The organism is Streptomyces sp. CA-142005 (assembly GCF_050942335.1).
Taxonomy (GTDB): Bacteria; Actinomycetota; Actinomycetes; order Streptomycetales; family Streptomycetaceae; genus Streptomyces.
Genome location: NZ_CP192078.1, coordinates 8,500,052 through 8,515,226 on the forward strand (window position 1 = coordinate 8,500,052; position 15,175 = coordinate 8,515,226).

General features: G+C 73.6%; 12 protein-coding genes. 7 read left to right on the forward strand and 5 right to left on the reverse strand.

The genetic code is table 11. The features are described from left to right. The first annotated feature begins 171 nt into the window (after positions 1 to 171). A complete protein-coding gene (locus ACQPXS_RS39200) occupies positions 172 to 1,725 on the forward strand; it encodes an APC family permease (RefSeq protein ID WP_433454226.1) in 1,554 nt (517 codons plus the stop codon). 174 nt (positions 1,726 to 1,899) lie between these two features. Next, positions 1,900 to 2,664, forward strand: a complete 765-nt coding sequence (locus ACQPXS_RS39205) for an SDR family NAD(P)-dependent oxidoreductase (protein WP_433454228.1) — start codon at positions 1,900 to 1,902, stop codon at positions 2,662 to 2,664. A 21-nt stretch (positions 2,665 to 2,685) separates the two neighbouring features. Here ACQPXS_RS39205 and ACQPXS_RS39210 read toward each other — a convergent pair whose 3' ends face one another. Genes ACQPXS_RS39210 through ACQPXS_RS39230 form a run of 5 tightly spaced genes read right to left on the reverse strand, consistent with a single transcriptional unit; the run spans position 2,686 to position 9,661 of the window. Next, positions 2,686 to 3,294, reverse strand: coding sequence for a TetR/AcrR family transcriptional regulator (locus ACQPXS_RS39210; RefSeq protein ID WP_433454230.1), 609 nt, complete (start codon positions 3,292 to 3,294; stop codon positions 2,686 to 2,688). Between the two features lie 49 nt (positions 3,295 to 3,343). Further along, positions 3,344 to 5,671, reverse strand: a complete 2,328-nt coding sequence (locus tag ACQPXS_RS39215; RefSeq protein ID WP_433454232.1) for an acetate--CoA ligase family protein — start codon at positions 5,669 to 5,671, stop codon at positions 3,344 to 3,346. Further along, on the reverse strand, positions 5,668 to 6,852 hold the full coding sequence (locus tag ACQPXS_RS39220) for a Glu/Leu/Phe/Val dehydrogenase dimerization domain-containing protein (protein ID WP_433454234.1): 1,185 nt from the start codon (positions 6,850 to 6,852) through the stop codon (positions 5,668 to 5,670). Before ACQPXS_RS39220 ends, ACQPXS_RS39215 begins: the two co-directional genes overlap by 4 nt. Beyond that, complete coding sequence (locus tag ACQPXS_RS39225; RefSeq protein ID WP_433454235.1) at positions 6,849 to 8,504, reverse strand: 5-guanidino-2-oxopentanoate decarboxylase; 1,656 nt, start codon at positions 8,502 to 8,504, stop codon at positions 6,849 to 6,851. The genes ACQPXS_RS39220 and ACQPXS_RS39225 overlap by 4 nt, the downstream gene beginning before the upstream one ends. Next, entirely contained in the window at positions 8,504 to 9,661 is a 1,158-nt protein-coding gene (locus ACQPXS_RS39230; RefSeq protein WP_433454237.1) for an acyl-CoA dehydrogenase family protein, read from the reverse strand. The genes ACQPXS_RS39225 and ACQPXS_RS39230 overlap by 1 nt, the downstream gene beginning before the upstream one ends. A 220-nt stretch (positions 9,662 to 9,881) precedes the next feature. On the opposite strand from ACQPXS_RS39230, the gene ACQPXS_RS39235 reads away from it, so the two are divergent. The 5 genes from ACQPXS_RS39235 to ACQPXS_RS39255 all read left to right on the forward strand — a co-directional run bounded on the left by ACQPXS_RS39235 (position 9,882) and on the right by ACQPXS_RS39255 (position 15,129). Next, positions 9,882 to 11,048 carry an MBL fold metallo-hydrolase gene (locus ACQPXS_RS39235; RefSeq protein WP_433454239.1) on the forward strand — a complete coding sequence of 389 codons (1,167 nt, stop codon included), beginning with the start codon at positions 9,882 to 9,884 and terminating at the stop codon, positions 11,046 to 11,048. 348 nt (positions 11,049 to 11,396) lie between these two features. Then, positions 11,397 to 13,649 carry a sensor histidine kinase gene (locus tag ACQPXS_RS39240; protein ID WP_433454240.1) on the forward strand — a complete coding sequence of 751 codons (2,253 nt, stop codon included), beginning with the start codon at positions 11,397 to 11,399 and terminating at the stop codon, positions 13,647 to 13,649. 94 nt (positions 13,650 to 13,743) lie between these two features. Further along, complete coding sequence (locus ACQPXS_RS39245) at positions 13,744 to 14,178, forward strand: roadblock/LC7 domain-containing protein (RefSeq protein ID WP_433454242.1); 435 nt, start codon at positions 13,744 to 13,746, stop codon at positions 14,176 to 14,178. Beyond that, a complete protein-coding gene (locus ACQPXS_RS39250) occupies positions 14,175 to 14,552 on the forward strand; it encodes a DUF742 domain-containing protein (protein WP_433454243.1) in 378 nt (125 codons plus the stop codon). Before ACQPXS_RS39245 ends, ACQPXS_RS39250 begins: the two co-directional genes overlap by 4 nt. Beyond that, positions 14,530 to 15,129: a GTP-binding protein gene (locus ACQPXS_RS39255; RefSeq protein ID WP_433454245.1), complete on the forward strand. Its 600-nt coding sequence runs from the start codon at positions 14,530 to 14,532 to the stop codon at positions 15,127 to 15,129. Before ACQPXS_RS39250 ends, ACQPXS_RS39255 begins: the two co-directional genes overlap by 23 nt. The last annotated feature ends 46 nt before the right edge of the window (positions 15,130 to 15,175 follow it).

Below are 15,175 nucleotides of genomic sequence, written 5' to 3' on the forward strand. Positions count from 1 at the left end.
CCGCCCGGACAGGCGCCGACGACCTCTTGACACCCCTGTGCGGGCGGGGCCACAGTACCGCACTACTGACTGCTCGTTCAGTCAGTAAGCGGTCCGCCGTCACAGCCGGCCCCGTGCCACCGCCACCCCCCGCCGTCGTAGGAGTCAGCCCGCGCCCGTAGGAGTCCGCCCGTGACCCACGCCCCGACCACCTCCGCGCATCCGCAAGGCCCCGACACACCCGATCTCTCGGCCGGCTGGGGCGAGCAGCGCACCCGGCTCCGCAAGGACCTGCGCCGGCTCGACGTGCTGTTCTTCCTCATCTGCACGCTCGTCGGCCTGGACACCATCGGCTCGGTGGCCGCCCAGGGGCCGCAGGGCCTGACCTGGATGGCGATCCTCGCGCTCGCGTTCTTCCTGCCGTACGGCCTGCTCGTCGCCGAACTCGGCGCCGCCTTCCCGGTCCAGGGCGGCCCGTACGTGTGGACCCGGCTGGCCTTCGGGCGCCTGACCGCCGGCGTCAACCAGCTCCTGTACTGGATATCCAACCCGGTCTGGGTGGGCGGCAGCCTGTGCATCATCGCCCTGACGACCTGGGAGGAGTTCTTCACCCCGCTGCCCGGCGTCTGGAAGTACGTCGCCGGGTTCGTGTTCATCTGGGGCGGCGCGCTGGCCGTCGTACAGTCGGTGCGGATCGGGAAGTGGGTGCCGATCGCGGGTGCCGTCGCCCGGGTCGTGCTGCTGGGGTTCTTCCTCGTCTCGGTCGTCGTCTACGCGGTCCGCAACGGCGTCCACGCCCTGCCCGCCGGCGGCTTCACCCCGACGTACGCCGGCTTCGTCGCCCTCGTACCCGTGCTGATCTTCAACTACGTCGGCTTCGAACTCCCCAGCTCCGCCGCCGAGGAGATGCGCAACCCGCGCCGGGACATCCCGCTGTCCATCCTCCGCTCGGGCCTCGCCGCGCTCGTGCTCTACGGCGGCCCGATCCTCGGCATCCTGTTCGTCCTGCCCGGTGAACGCATCGGCAGCCTCGGCGGGTTCATCGACGCCTGCAAGGCCGTCTTCACGGTCTACGGCGGCTCGATCGCCGCGGACGGCACGGTCACCCTCACCGGCTTCGGCTCGGTGTGCGGTGGCATCGCGGCCGCCGGACTCATCGTCGGGCTGCTCACCTCGGGCGTCACCTGGGCCATGGGCGCCCACCGCGCCCAGGCCGTGGCCTGCGCGGACGGCGCCGGTCCCGCCTGGCTCGGCCGCATCTCCGCCAAGCACGGCACCCCGGTGCGGGTGAACCTGCTCTCCGCCGTCCTCGCCTCCGTGCTGTTCGTGACCGCCCTCAACCTCACCGGCGGCGACGGCGAGAAGTACTTCGCGGCGGGCCTCGGTCTGACCATCTGCACCACGTTCATCTCGTATGTCATCACCTTCCCGAGCCTCGCCGTCCTGCGCCGCAAGCACCCGGACGCGCCCCGCCCCTACGCCGTCCCCGGCGGGCTGCTCGGCGCCCGTCTCGTCAGCGGCCTCGCCACCGCCTTCGTGGCCTTCACGGTCGTCGTGCTGATCTGGCCGGGCTTCGGCGTCGGCTGGTTCGGCACCGGCGGCAACCCCGCGGACTCGCTGCCGCAGTCCTTCGCCGGGCAACGCGCGGCCTACACCCTCAGCCAGGTCGTACCGCTGGTGCTGTTCGTGGTCATCGGGCTGGGGTTCTACGCGGCGGGGGCGCGAACGCGCAGGGAGAAGGGGTAGCGGCCCGCACCACGCCTTGCGGACTGGCCTCCCCTCGCCATTTCTGGACTTGCAAGTCCAATTTCGCCGCCGCACAGTGGCACCTACCCCGGCAGCCCGGGGTCCCGTCCGCCGGCGGCCGCATGCCGTCCGGTCGTTCGGGTTCAACAGGATCGACTGGCGACGGAGTGGACCATGCCGAAGCGGCTCACGGACAGGACAGCACTGGTGACCGGAGCGACCAGCAACATCGGACGGGCGATCGCGGAGGCCTTCGCGGCCGAGGGGGCGCATGTCGTCGTCTCCGGCCGCAGCGCCGGGCGCGGCAAGGAGGTGGTCGACGGAATCCGCGCCCGGGGTGGCCGCGCCGACTTCGTCCGGGCCGACCTGGACGGAAGCGCCGCCGCCTCGCAGGCGCTGGCCGAGGAGGCGACACGGGTCCTTGGCGGCCGTATCGACGTCCTGGTCAACAACGCCGGCATCTATCCCGGCGACACCACGGCGGAGACCGACGAGAAGACCTTCGACCAGGTCTACGCGGTCAATGTGAAGGCCCCGTTCTTCCTGACCGCTGCCGTCGCACCGGCCATGGCGGAGGCCGGCGGCGGAGCGATCGTCAACCTGGGGTCCTGGATCGCGCGCCTGGGCGTGCCGGTCGGCGCCCTCTACAGCTCCACCAAGGGGGCCATGGAGACGCTGACGCGGGCGTGGGCGGCGGAGTTCGGGCCGCGGGGCGTGCGGGTGAACGCGATCTCCCCGGGGGTGGTGCTGACACCCGAACCGGGAACGACGCACCCCGCCGAGGTCATGATGAAGGGCACTCCGGCGGGGCGCATGGGCACCCCCGACGCCATCGCCGACGCGGCCGTGTACCTGGCCGGCGACGAGTCCTCCTTCGTGCACGGCATCGTCCTGGACGTCGACGGCGGGCGCACCACGACCGCCGTCATCGCCGGCTGACATCCGGGACCGGTACGCCTTTCACCCCGCGGTGCGGCCCGCGCTGCGCAGGTCCGCGATCCCCTGGTCGAGAGCGGCGCGCAAATGGGCCGACCCGCCCGTGGACAGCAGGATCGACACACCCCCCTGGATCGCGGCCAGCAGCGCCGCGGCCCTGACGTCGACATCGAGATCGGCGGGGAGCCTGCCCGTGGACTGCAGCGCCCGGATGCCCGCCGCCAGGCTCTCCTGCCAGCGCCGCATGAGTTCGATCACGATCGCCCGCGCTCCGGGGGTGGAGCGCCCGATCTGAAGGAACAGCGACCCGAGCGGGCACTGGTCCCCCTGCGCCTCGTACCGCTCGACGACCACGTCCCGCCACCGCTCCCAGGCCTCCCACGAGTCGAGGCAGCCGAGGTAGGGCTGCTGGTCCTCGATGACCTGGTCGGCCTCGAACCGGGCCACCGCGAGGAGCAGTTCGTCCTTGCCGGCCGGGAAGTAGTGGAACAGCTGGCTCTTGCTGGTGCTCGTCCGCGCCATGACGTCGTCCAGCGTCACCGAGGCGACCCCCCGCTCCCGGAGCACCGCGGCGGCACCCTCGACGATCCGGCTCCGCGTCGCCCTCCCCTTCGCGGTCAGCTTCCCGCCCATGCCGGCCTCCATAAAGTGGACTGGTCAGTCCATCATAGGTCGTGGGTTCTCATGTGCCCCGGACGACCGCGTGCGCGTCCAGGGCGAGCACCCCGCCCGGGTGCACCAGCAGCGGGTTGACCTCCAGCTCGGTGAACTCCGGGTGGGCGGCGGCGACCTGGGCGATGGCGCACAGGGCGGCCGCGGCGGCCTCCAGGTCGACGGGCGGGGCACCCCGCCAGCCGGTCAGCAGGGGCGCGTGGCGCAGCCCGAGCAGCAGCGCACGCGCGCGTGCCGGGGTGAGCGGGGCCAGGGCGAGTGCGGTGTCGGCGTGCAGCTCCGCGGTGACGCCGCCGATGCCGGCCAGGGCGACCGGGCCGAACGCCGGGTCGTGCCGGACACCGGCGATCAGTTCGCGGGCGTGCGCCGGGGCCGCCATGGCCTCGACGGCGTAACGCGTGGCGCCGGTGGACGCGCGCATCCGGGCCAGGGCCGCGCGTACGGCGTCCGCGTCGGCGAGGGCCAGCGCGACCCCGCCGGACTCCGTCTTGTGCGCGAGGCCCATCGCCTTGAGCACGACCGGGAAGCCCACGCGCCGCGCCGCCGCGACCGCCTCCTCCTCGGAATCCGTCACGAACTCCGCCTCGGGGAAGGGGAGTCCATGGGCGGCGAGCAGGGCGCGGACGGTCTCGTAACCGCCGTCGTGGGCGGGTGGCGCGGGGCGGGGGAGAGGGGGCGGGTCGGTCGGCGCCGCGGCGGCGAGCCGTACGGCACCCGTCAAGGCCACGGCCGCCTGCTCGATGCGCTCGTACACCGGTGTCCCGCGCTCCCGCAGGACGGCGAGGGCGGGGGTGTCGCGGGCCATGGTGTGCACCAGCAGCGGGCGTCCGGTACGGGCGGCGGCGTCGGCGAGCGCGCCGGCCACCTCGCACTCGTGGGCCGTGCGCTGGGGGTCGGCGCTCGCGTAGTCGCCGAAGTAGCCGGTCAGGACGACCGCGTCGGTCTCCCCGCTGTGGAGCAGTGTCCCGGCGACGCGCGCGTAGCTGCCGAGATCGGCCTCGCCCGCGCCGGCCAGGTCGACGGGGTTGCGGCAGCCGGCACCGGGCGGGAGCACCTCGGCGAGGCGGCGTACGGTGGCTGCCGACAACTCCGGCACCCGGGCGCCGCGCACGGTGAACGCATCGGCGGCGAGCGCTCCTTGACCACCGCTGTCGCCTACTACGGCGACGCGGGCCGATGCTTGCCAACGGGTGTTTGCCAACGGGTGTTGGTCATCGGGGGTTTGCCGACGGTTGTTGACTCCTGGCGGGCGCTTCTGGTCCGCGCCGCCTCGCCAACGGGCGTTGGTCAACAAGTGTTTGCCTTCGCCCGTCGGCCCACCAGCGTGGGCCCCGGTCTGCTGCTCCTCCTGTCCACAACTGTTGGCCAACAAGCGTTCGCCACCGGCTGTCTGCCCACCCGCATGGCCCCGTCCCCGCTCGCCCCGGCCGGTCAACCACCCGGGCGCGGCCAGCAAACACACTGCCGTGTCCACCAGTTCGCCCGCCGAGTCCAGCAGCAGCGCGCCGCTGTCCCGGCAGACGGCCGCCACCGTGTCGTACGAACTGACCAGCGCGCCCGTGTGGGAGGCGGCGGCGCCCGCGGCGGCGGGGCTGCGGCCGACCGTGAGCAGCAGCACCGGTTTGCCCGCCGCGTGCGCGGCCCTCAGCACCCGCGCGAGACGGCGGCCGTCGCGGAAGTCCTCCACATAGGCGGCGAGAACCCGGGTGGGCCCGTGCCCGACGAGCGTCTCCAGGGCCTCCGCCGCGTCCAGGTCCCGCTGGTTGCCGAGCGAGACGAACCGGGAGAAGCCCTGTCCCGCGCGGGCGAGCAGCCGCCCGATCTCCAGGGCGAGGTTCCCGCTCTGCGACACCAGTCCCACCGCGCCCACCGGGAACTCACCCCAGCTGAGCCGCAGTTCGCTGCCCGTGTCGACCAGGCCCATGCAGTTGGGTCCGAGCAGCCGGGCGCCCCGGTCGGTTATCTCGCGGGCCAGCGCGCGCTCCTCGGCCGGGTCCCCGCCGGAGGTGATGACGGTGAAGTGGCGGGCACCGGCCGCCAGGCCCTCGGTCACCACGGTCCGGACCTGAGCGGGCGGCACGGCCACCACGACGTGCTCGCAGGCGAGCCCGGTGAGCCCGGCGCGGAACGGTACGCCGTCCAGGCTCCCGCCCCGCCGGTTCACCAGGTGCACCTCACGCCGCCCCCGCCCCGCCAGCGCCCCCTTGGCCAGCCAGTAGCCCCACTTCCCGGGCTGCGCGGAGGCGCCGACGACGGCGACCGAGGCGGGGTCGAAGAGCGCGTCCGAGCGCGGCCCGCCGGCGCCCGCGGCCGGGGAAGGCTCGCCGGGTCCCGTCACCGGTACCACTCGAAGCGGTCCGCGATCACCGGCAGCCGGTCGGTCACCAGCGCGTGGGCGGCCGCACGCGGAGTCGTGCCGTCGGCCTCCGCGCGGGCGAGCATCAGCTCGATCAGGGCGCGCATCGAGCGCCGGATGTGTGCGAAGGCCTCCTCGGCGTCCGCGCCGATGTCGCCGAACAGCGTCCACCACCACCAGGCGTTGGTCCCAGAGTTGACCACCACGTCCGGCAGCACGGTGACCCCGCGCGCGGCCAGCAGTTCCTCCGCCTGCGGCAGCACGGGCATGTTGGCGGCCTCCACGATCCAGCGGGCGCGGATCCGGTCCTGGTTGGCGGTGTCGATCGCGTACGACACCGCTGCCGGCACGAGCACCTCCGCGTCGGCGGACAGCCAGGCGTCGCCGGGCAGTTCGCGGTCGCCGGGGCGCAGCACACGCCGGTCGACGGTGCCGTAGCCGTCCCGCGCGGCCAGCAGTGCCTCGACGTCCAGCCCCGCGGGATTGGCGATGGTGCCCTTGATGTCGGCGACCGCGACCACCGTCAGCCCCGCGCGGGCGAGGAACCGCGCGGTGGCCCCGCCCATCGTGCCGAGACCCTGCACCGCCACCCGGGCGCCCGCGTACGGCACGTCCGCCCGGTCCAGCGCCGCGAGCACCGACTCGGCGACCCCGCAGCCACCCGCCAGCTCGTCCAGGCCGATGCCGTCCACCTCGACCGCGAAGGCGTCCGCGAGCCGTTCGCGGGCCGCCGCCTCGTCGTCCAGCAGCGGGTACACGGCCTGGATGGAGGAGACCAGACCCGCCTCGGCCGCCGCGCGGTCGACCAGGTCCTGGGTGAGGCCGAGGTCCTCGCCGGTGGTCCAGAAACTCTCGATGTACGGCCGCATGGCGCGCAGATAGCGCACCAGCAGCCCGTACGCCTGCGGATCCTGGGGATCGCAGTCGATGCCGCCCTTGGCCCCGCCGAGGGGGACGTAGCGCGCCTCGGGGTCGTAGTGCAGGGCCTCCTTCATCGTCATGCCGCGGGCGAGCCCCGCCACCTCCTCGAGCGTGCAGCCGGGGCGCATCCGCAGCCCGCCGCTGGCCACGCCGCGCACCAGCCGGTCCACCACCAGGAAACCCTGGCGGCCGGTGACGTGGTCGGTCCAGACGAGCGACATCAGGGGAGCGGGAGCGGTCATGGGGTCTCCTCGGGGACGGTGATCAGTGTGGGGCCGGGCCGGTCGAGGGCCTCGGTGAGGGCGCGCGCCAGTGCGGCCGGGTCGCAGGCGCGCGTGCCGTGTCCTCCGTAGGCGCGGGCCAGGGCGGGCAGGTCGACCGGTGCCAGGTCCACGGCGGCCGGTACGTCGCCGCGCGCCCGCATCTCGTCACGGATCTCGCCGTAGCCGCCGTTGTCGAACACCACTATGGGCAACGGCAGTCGGAGCTGCGCGGCGGTCGCCAGTTCCTGCACCGTGAACTGCAGCCCGCCGTCCCCGCTCAGCGCGAGCACCTGCCGGTGCGGCTCGGCGACCTTGGCGCCCAGCGCGGCGGGCAGCGCGTAGCCGAGGGTGCCGAAGCCGGTGGGGTGCAGATACCGGCCCTCGGGGCCGACGGGGAGGTGGGGGAGGGCGCCGTAGTAGCAGCACTGGGCGCTGTCGGAGGTGATGACGGCGTCGGCCGCCAGCACCTCGCGCACCGCCCGCAGATACGGGATCCAGCGGGCGTCCCGCGCGTCGGTCTCGGCGTCCCGCGCGGCGCGCAGCGCGGCCACCTCGTCGGCCACGCGCGTGTGCGGGGTGTTCGCGGGTACGCGTGCGTGACGGTCGTCCGGCAGTTGTGCCAGCAGCGCTTCCAGGGCGAGCCGTGCGTCCGCCACGAGGGGTACGTCCACCGCCGCGCCCGCGTACATCTGGTCCGGATCGAGATCGACGCGTACGAGCGTGCCGTCCAGCGGTGGTGGGACGGTCCAGAAGTCGGACTCGGACAGCTCCGTGCCGACGGCGAGGACGACGTCCCGTGCGGCGAGCCACTTCTGCACGGCGGGGCTGTGCAGCGACACGCCGAGGGACAGCGGATGGGTCTCCGCGACGGTGCCCTTGCCGGCCGCCGTGGTCACGACGGGCGCGGCAAGGCGCTCGGCGAGGGCGCGGCACTGCGCCCGTGCGCCGACGGCTCCGCCGCCGAGCACCAGCGCGGGGCGGCGGGCACCGCTCAGGGCCGTGACGGCCTGCCGTACGGCCTCCGGGTCCGGCGCGGGCGGTGGGGTGCGCGGGGCGCGCCGGACGGGCCCCAGCACCTGAGCGGCCGTCAGCAGGTCCAGCGGCACCTCGATGTGCGCGGGGCGCGGGCGCCGGGTGCGGAACAGGGTGAACGCCCGGGCCACGGCCGCGTCGATCTCCGCGACCGACGAGACCCGGTGACTGAACGCGGCGACGCCGCGCAGGGCCTCGGTCTGACTGCGCATCTCGTGCAGCGCGCCCGTGGCCAGCCGGGGATGGCCGAGCGGCATGCCCGGCGAGACGACCAGCAGCGGCACGCTGTCCGCATAGGCCTCGCCGACGGCGGCCGCCGCGTTCAGCAGGGCGGGCCCGGTCGTCGTGAGCACGACACCCGGACGGCCCGTCACGCGCGCGTACCCGTCGGCCGCGTACCCGGCACCCTGCTCATGGCGGGGCGTCGCATGCTCGACGCCGTAGGCCGGGAGGTGCCGGTACACCTCCAGGTTGTGTGTGCCCGGGATGCCGAAGACCCGGGTCACGCCGTTCGCCCGCAGGGCCCGTACGAGGGCCTGTCCCCCGGTCAGGAGGCCGCCGGAGGCGTCCTGGGGGCCCGGCCGGGCGGCAGCGCCCATCACAGGCTCCGCGCGATGATGAGCCGCATGATGTCGGAGGTGCCCTCCTCGATCTCCTCCAGCTTGGCGTCCCGCATCCACTGCTCCACCGGGAACTCCCGCGAGTAGCCCCAGCCGCCGAGCGTCTGCACGGCCGCCCAGGTGCAGTACGCGGCCGTCTCCGACGCCGTCAGCTTGGCCATCGCGGCCTCGGCGGTCGCCTCCAGACCCGCGTCCAGCCGGCGGGCCGCCCGCCAGGTCATCAGCCGCGCCTGCTCCACGCGCGTGCGCATGTCGGCGAGGCGGAAGGCGACCGCCTGGTGCTCGATGATCGGCTTGCCGAACTGCCGCCGCTCACGAGCGTAGTCGCGCGCGTACTCGTACGCCGCCCGGGCCACTCCCGTCGCCGCCGCGCCCAGCACCGTACGGGAGATGTCGAAGGTCCGCATCAGCCCGACGAAGCCCTCGCCCTCGGCGCCGAGCCGGTGCTCCTCGGGCACGAACGCGTCCTCGAAGAAGATCTCCCGGCAGACGATCGCCCGCTGCCCCATCTTGCGCATCGGCTCACCGAAGGTCATGCCCTCGGTGCCCTTGCGCAGCAGGAACGCGCTGACTCCGCGCGAGCGGCGGGTGGGGTCGGTCTTGGCGAAGACCACATAGCTGTCGGCCTCGCCCGCGTTCGAGATCCACGCCTTCTGGCCGCGCAGCCGGTAGCCGCCCGCGGTGCGGTGCGCGGTGGTGATGATCGACGCGGCGTCGGATCCGGCGCCGGGCTCGGTCGTCGCCAGGGCCGTCATCGGGGTGTCCGGGCCGGTGAGGGGCGTCAGCCACTCCTGCTTCTGCTCCTTGGCGCCGAGTTCGAGGACCGGGTCGGCGAAGAAGCCGTTGGAGCACAGCAGGTTGCCGATGCCGAGGTCGCCCACGCACAGCTCCTCCTGGACCAGGCACTGGGTGAAGACGTCCGTGAAGCCGCCGCCGCCGTACTCCTCCGGCAGCATGAAGCCGGTGATGCCGACCCCGGCGGCCTTGCGCCACAGATCCCAGGGCGTCTCCACGTCCGCCTCGTCCACGGCACGCGCGCGTGGCCGTATCTCCTCGCGGGCGAAGGCCCGGGCGAGATCGACGACGTCTCGCTGTTCGGGGCGGAGCGGGACCAGCTCGGTGGGGAGGTCGGACATGGTGCCTCCAAGGCGGCCGCGGACGGTGGTGGGCGAAGGGCGCCGGACAGGGCTCTACTGAATCGTGAGTCAGTATCCGGAGCCGGTCCGCACCGTGTCAACGTGCTGAACGGAGGTTCAGTAGCGTGCTCCCGGACCCGCGTGGGGCACCCCGGCCGGACCGGGCTGTCGGAGGCGCCGACCATAATGGGGACCTCACCCACTTCACCGGGAGGTACCCGTGACCGGACTGCGTTCCTCGAGCTCCGGGCTCCGCGCCCTGCGGCCCGCGGCCTTCGGCGCGGAACCGGGCGGTGAGCGCCTGGCACGCATCCGCCGCTCCCCCCACTTCAAGGACGGCGTCTTCCAGAATCCGGGCGGCACCGCGCGCACCCGGCCCTCCGGCTCCACGCTGGACCTCGCGAAGGTGTTCCTCGACAAGGACACCCGGCCCCTGCGCGCCCCGAAGGGCACCATCCCGGTGCATCCCACCACCTTCGCCGACCTGGCCAAGCCGCCCGCCACCGGACTGCGGCTGACCTGGATGGGCCACTCCAGCGTCCTCGCGGAGATCGACGGCCACCGGGTCCTGTTCGACCCCGTCTGGGGCGAGCGATGCTCCCCGTTCCCCTTCGCCGGACCCAAGCGGCTGCACCCCGTGCCACTGCCGCTGGCCGCGCTCGGCGAGGTCGACGTGGTCGTCATCTCGCACGACCACTACGACCACCTGGACCTGCCCACCATCAAGGCGCTGGCCGGCACGGACACCCTCTTCGCCGTGCCGCTCGGCGTCGGCGCCCACCTGGAGCACTGGGGCGTGTCCCCGGACCGGCTGCGCGAGCTGGACTGGCACGAGTCGACCCGGGTCGGCGGTCTCACCCTCACCGCCACCCCGGCCCGCCACTTCTGCGGCCGCGCCCTGCGCAACACCCAGCACACCCTCTGGGCGTCCTGGGTCGTCGCCGGCGAGGAGCACAGGATCTACCACAGCGGTGACACGGGCTATTTCGAGGGCTTCAACGACATCGGCGCCGACCACGGCCCGTTCGACGCCACGATGATCCAGATCGGCGCGTACAGCGAGTTCTGGCCCGACATCCACATGACCCCCGAGGAGGGCCTGCGCGCCCACCTCCACCTGCAGGGCGGGGCGCCCCACGGCGCGCTGCTGCCGATCCACTGGGGCACCTTCAACCTGGCCCCGCACCCCTGGGCCGAGCCGGGTGAGTGGACGAAGGAGGCGGCCGAGGAGGCCGGCCAGGCGGTGGCCCTGCCCCGCCCGGGTGAGCCCTTCGAGCCGGCGGGCAAGCTCCCGGCGGAGGCGTGGTGGCGCGGCGTCTCGGGGGAGCTGCGGCGCACCTGGCGCTCGGTCGGCGCGTTCGTGGCGGAGCCGCCCGCCAAGCGGTGACGCGCCGCGCCGACGGCACGGAAGGCCTGCTTGACACGACTCAGCCAAGGCCAAAGCGGATACTCTCTGTAACAACCCGCCCGCCTGAGCCGCAGGCGGGCCAGGTCGGCGGGTGTGCGGAATGTCCAGATGGTGCTCACGCCGCCCTGATCGGTTCTGCGCGACTCGTATCGATGTCTTTCGAGTCCAATTCCCTTGTGTGACCGGGTAATCGGTCTGTCGTACGAGACCTCATACCAGAGCGGGACCAATCCTGCGGGACTTTGTCAACTGCCCCCCGCACATGAGGGGGAGGCGACTACCGTCAGTGGCCGGATGGCAGCCCGACGGACAAGTACGAGGACGCAGATGTCTCACCTCCGAGCACCGGCCACCCGTGCCGACCGCCGAGAGGGCGGCAGGCACGGGCGACCGGGCGCCCGACCCGCTCCCGCACTGCCCGAGACGCACATACGGCCCCAGCTCATGCGGCTCGCCGTGCTGCCGCCGCTCGCGGTCGCCCTGAGCGCCACCGCCGCCGTCCTGTACAGCATCCGCGCCACCGGCGCGCGCACCGGCCCCGTCCTGTGGGGTGTGGTCGGCGGAGCGGTCACCGTGGCCGTCGCCGGCATCCTGATCGCCGCCGTGGCCGCCGACCGGGCCGCCCGCTCGGTCTCCGACCGCGTCGACGCGCTGCGCCGTACCGCCGCGCGCGGCGAGGCGGACCTGCACGCCCTGGTCGACGCGCTGCGCCAGGGCGAGGCCCCGCCGCAGCGCGCACCGCGCCGCCGGCCGCCCGAGGACGCCGACGACTTCGACCTGCTCGCCGCCGACCTGGCCCGCGCGCACGACGGCGCCGTCACCGCCGTCGTGCGCGCCGCCCAGCTCTCCAGCCAGGCGGGCAGCGAGCAGAAGCTGGAGGTCTTCGTCAACCTCGCGCGGCGGCTGCAGTCCCTGGTGCACCGGGAGATCTCGATCCTCGACGACCTGGAGAACGAGATCGAGGACCCCGTCCTGCTCAAGGGCCTGTTCCACGTCGACCACCTGGCCACCCGCATCCGGCGGCACGCCGAGAACCTCGCCGTGCTCGGCGGCGCCGTCTCCCGGCGCCAGTGGAGCAACCCGGTCAGCATGACCGAGGTGCTGCGCTCCGCCATCGCCGAGGTCGAGCAGTACTCCCGGATCAAGCTGGTGCCGCCGATCGACGGCGAACTGCGCGGCCACGCCGTCGCCGACGTCATCCATCTGCTCGCCGAACTCATCGAGAACGCCTCGGTGTTCTCCGCCCCGCACACCCAGGTGCTGCTCCGCGCCAACCTCGTCACCTCCGGGCTCGCCGTGGAGGTCGAGGACCGCGGGCTCGGCATGCCGGTCGGCGAACAGAGCCGGATGAACGCCCTGCTCGCCGACCCCGACCAGGTCAACGTCGCCAGCCTGCTGGCCGACGGGCGCATCGGCCTCTACGTCGTCTCCCAGCTCGCCCGGCGGCACGGCATCCATGTGCGGCTGCAGACCAACATCTACGGCGGTGTGCAGGCCGTACTCGTCGTCCCGCAGGCGTTGTTGGGTACGGCACCCGGGGTGGCCGGGGCGGGCGTGCACCGGGCGCCGCAGGATCCGGCGGACACCGGTGCCTCGCCGCAGGCGCGGCTTCAGGGCCAGACCGGTGGGCCGGTGCACGGCCAGGGGCACGGGTCCGGGCCGGGGCAGGTGCCGGTGCCGGGTTCTGTGCCGGCGCCCGCATCCGGGCCGGCGCCTGTGCCGGGACCGCGGTCCGCGGGTGCCGGCCCCGCGTACGGCGGTGCCGGGCCGGAGGCCGACGCCCCGGCCGACTCGGGGGCGGTGGCCGGGCGAGGCGCGCTGGTGGCCTCCGCGGGCGAGGCCGGCTCCGGAGGCGGACAGGCCAGGGTGACCGGGCTGCGGCGGCACGCCCAGCGCGGTGGCGGGGGGAGCGGCGCCGGGAGCGAGGTCGTACGGCGCGGCACCGAGAGCGGTGACGGCGGGCGGAGCGGAGGCGGCCTCGCGCCGCTGCCCGTGCGGGGTGCCCGGCAGGACCGGCCCAACCCCTCCGAGGCCCTGCCCGGCATCGGCGCCGGGGACCGGGCGACGGTCGAGGCGCACGCGGGCATCCTGCCCACACCGCGCACCGACACCGTGCGCGGCACCATGAACAAGCCCCAACTGCCCCGCCGCCGGGCCCAGGAGCACATCGTCCCCCAACTGCGCGGCGGTCCCGCACCCCGCCAGGACGGCGACACGGTCGCGGGTCACGACCCGGGGCTGATGGCCGCCTTCCAGCGCGGGATCGGACTCGCCGAGGCGCAGCAGCACATGGAGGGCCAGGACGCCGCCTGTGCCACGCCTATGACGGGCCACCACCTTCCGCCCGGCGCGGCGGAGTTCACCGAGCCACCGCTTGTACCGCCCAACCACATGGGCTCAGACCATACGAGCGCGGACCACATGGGCGCGCATCACATGGGCTTGGACCACATGGGCTCAGACCACATGGTCTTCGACCACAGAGACCCCACCCCCCTATCCCAGGGGCGCACCCACGCGCCCGCATCCGACGGTGCCCGTGGCGCCGGCCGGCCCGACGGGAGCGCCCCGGCCGGCTGACGCCCGCACCGTACCCACCCCCCCACCTCCGACCACGCACATCCCAACCGCCAGCGCTCCCGCAGACCTTCGTACCCCAAGGAGTCGATCCACCATGGCGAGCGATGCGCCGACCGCCCACGCATCCGACCTCGACTGGCTGCTGAGCGGCCTCGTGCAGCGCGTACCGCACACCACCAGCGCGGTGCTCCTGTCCTGCGACGGGCTGGTGAAGTCCGTGCACGGCATCGACATCGACAGCGCCGACCACATGGCGGCCCTGGCCTCCGGCCTGTACTCCCTCGGCCGCAGCGCGGGCGTCCGGTTCGGCGACGGCGGGGACGTCCGCCAGGTCGTCGTCGAGCTCGACTCGACCCTGCTGTTCGTCACCACCGCCGGCTCCGGCACCTGCCTCGCCGTCCTCGCGGGCCGGGAGGCCGACGCCGCCGTGCTCGGCTACGAGATGGCGATGCTCGTCAAGAGCGTCCGTCCCTACCTGGTGACCGCCCCCCGGCAGCAGGCCGTCGAACCCACGGCGACGAGGCCTTGAGCGCGGCCGCAGCCGGCGACGGGCCCTGGCTGGACGACGCGGCCGGACGGCTGGTGCGCCCGTTCACGGTCAGCAACGGACGCACCGAGCCCAGCGTGGCCCTGGACCTGATGTCACAGGTGATGGCCACCGGCGTCACCCCGCTCGGCTACCTCGGCCCCGAGCACGCCCAGGCGCTCGATCTGTGCCGGGCCCCCGTCTCGGTCGCCGAGGTCGCCGCGCATCTGAAGCTGCCCGCGGTGGTCACCAAGGTGCTGCTCTCGGACCTCGTCGACTGCCAGGCGCTGACCACCAAGCCCCCCGTTTTCCACCACACACCCACTGACCGGTCTCTGCTGGAGGCAGTGCTCGATGGACTACGACGACAGCTCTGACCCGTTCCCGACCGCGCTGAAGATCCTGGTGGCGGGCGGGTTCGGGGTCGGCAAGACGACCTTCGTGGGCGCGGTCAGCGAGATCGCGCCGCTCAGCACGGAGGAGCTGCTCACCACGGTCAGCGTCGGCACGGACAGTCTCGACGGCGTCGAGAACAAGATGGAGACGACGGTCGCCATGGACTTCGGCCGGATCACCCTCGATCCGGACCATGTGCTGTACCTGTTCGGCACCCCGGGGCAGGAGCGGTTCTGGTTCATGTGGGACGAGCTGTCCGAGGGCGCGCTCGGCGCGGTGATCCTCGCCGACACCCGCCGGCTCCAGGACTGCTTCGCGGCCGTGGACTTCTTCGAGGAACGCGGACTCGGCTTCATCCTCGCCATCAACGAGTTCGACGGCGGCTACCGCTACGACCCCGAGGAGGTGCGTGCCGCCATCGACCTGGACCCCGAGATCCCCGTCGTCCGCTGCGACGCCCGGATCTCCTCCTCCGGCGTGCAGACCCTGCTCACCCTCGTACGCCACCTCCTCGCCCACGCCCCGGCGACCGCGCCGAGCCACGGCGCCCACATGTGATCCCGCACTACCGCCACGGAGTTCCCCCATGAGGTACGCCCACAGC

What these genes read in the sequence shown, in the direction of transcription:
- ACQPXS_RS39225 (WP_433454235.1), bottom strand. Translation starts at nt 8,504, where the DNA reads ATGGGCGCTGCCGCCCGGCCGGGCCCCCAGGACGCCTCCGGCGGCCTC.
- ACQPXS_RS39205 (WP_433454228.1), top strand. Translation starts at nt 1,900, where the DNA reads ATGCCGAAGCGGCTCACGGACAGGACAGCACTGGTGACCGGAGCGACC.
- ACQPXS_RS39255 (WP_433454245.1), top strand. Translation starts at nt 14,530, where the DNA reads ATGGACTACGACGACAGCTCTGACCCGTTCCCGACCGCGCTGAAGATC.
- ACQPXS_RS39220 (WP_433454234.1), bottom strand. Translation starts at nt 6,852, where the DNA reads ATGACCGCTCCCGCTCCCCTGATGTCGCTCGTCTGGACCGACCACGTC.
- ACQPXS_RS39240 (WP_433454240.1), top strand. Translation starts at nt 11,397, where the DNA reads ATGTCTCACCTCCGAGCACCGGCCACCCGTGCCGACCGCCGAGAGGGC.
- ACQPXS_RS39245 (WP_433454242.1), top strand. Translation starts at nt 13,744, where the DNA reads ATGGCGAGCGATGCGCCGACCGCCCACGCATCCGACCTCGACTGGCTG.
- ACQPXS_RS39230 (WP_433454237.1), bottom strand. Translation starts at nt 9,661, where the DNA reads ATGTCCGACCTCCCCACCGAGCTGGTCCCGCTCCGCCCCGAACAGCGA.
- ACQPXS_RS39210 (WP_433454230.1), bottom strand. Translation starts at nt 3,294, where the DNA reads ATGGGCGGGAAGCTGACCGCGAAGGGGAGGGCGACGCGGAGCCGGATC.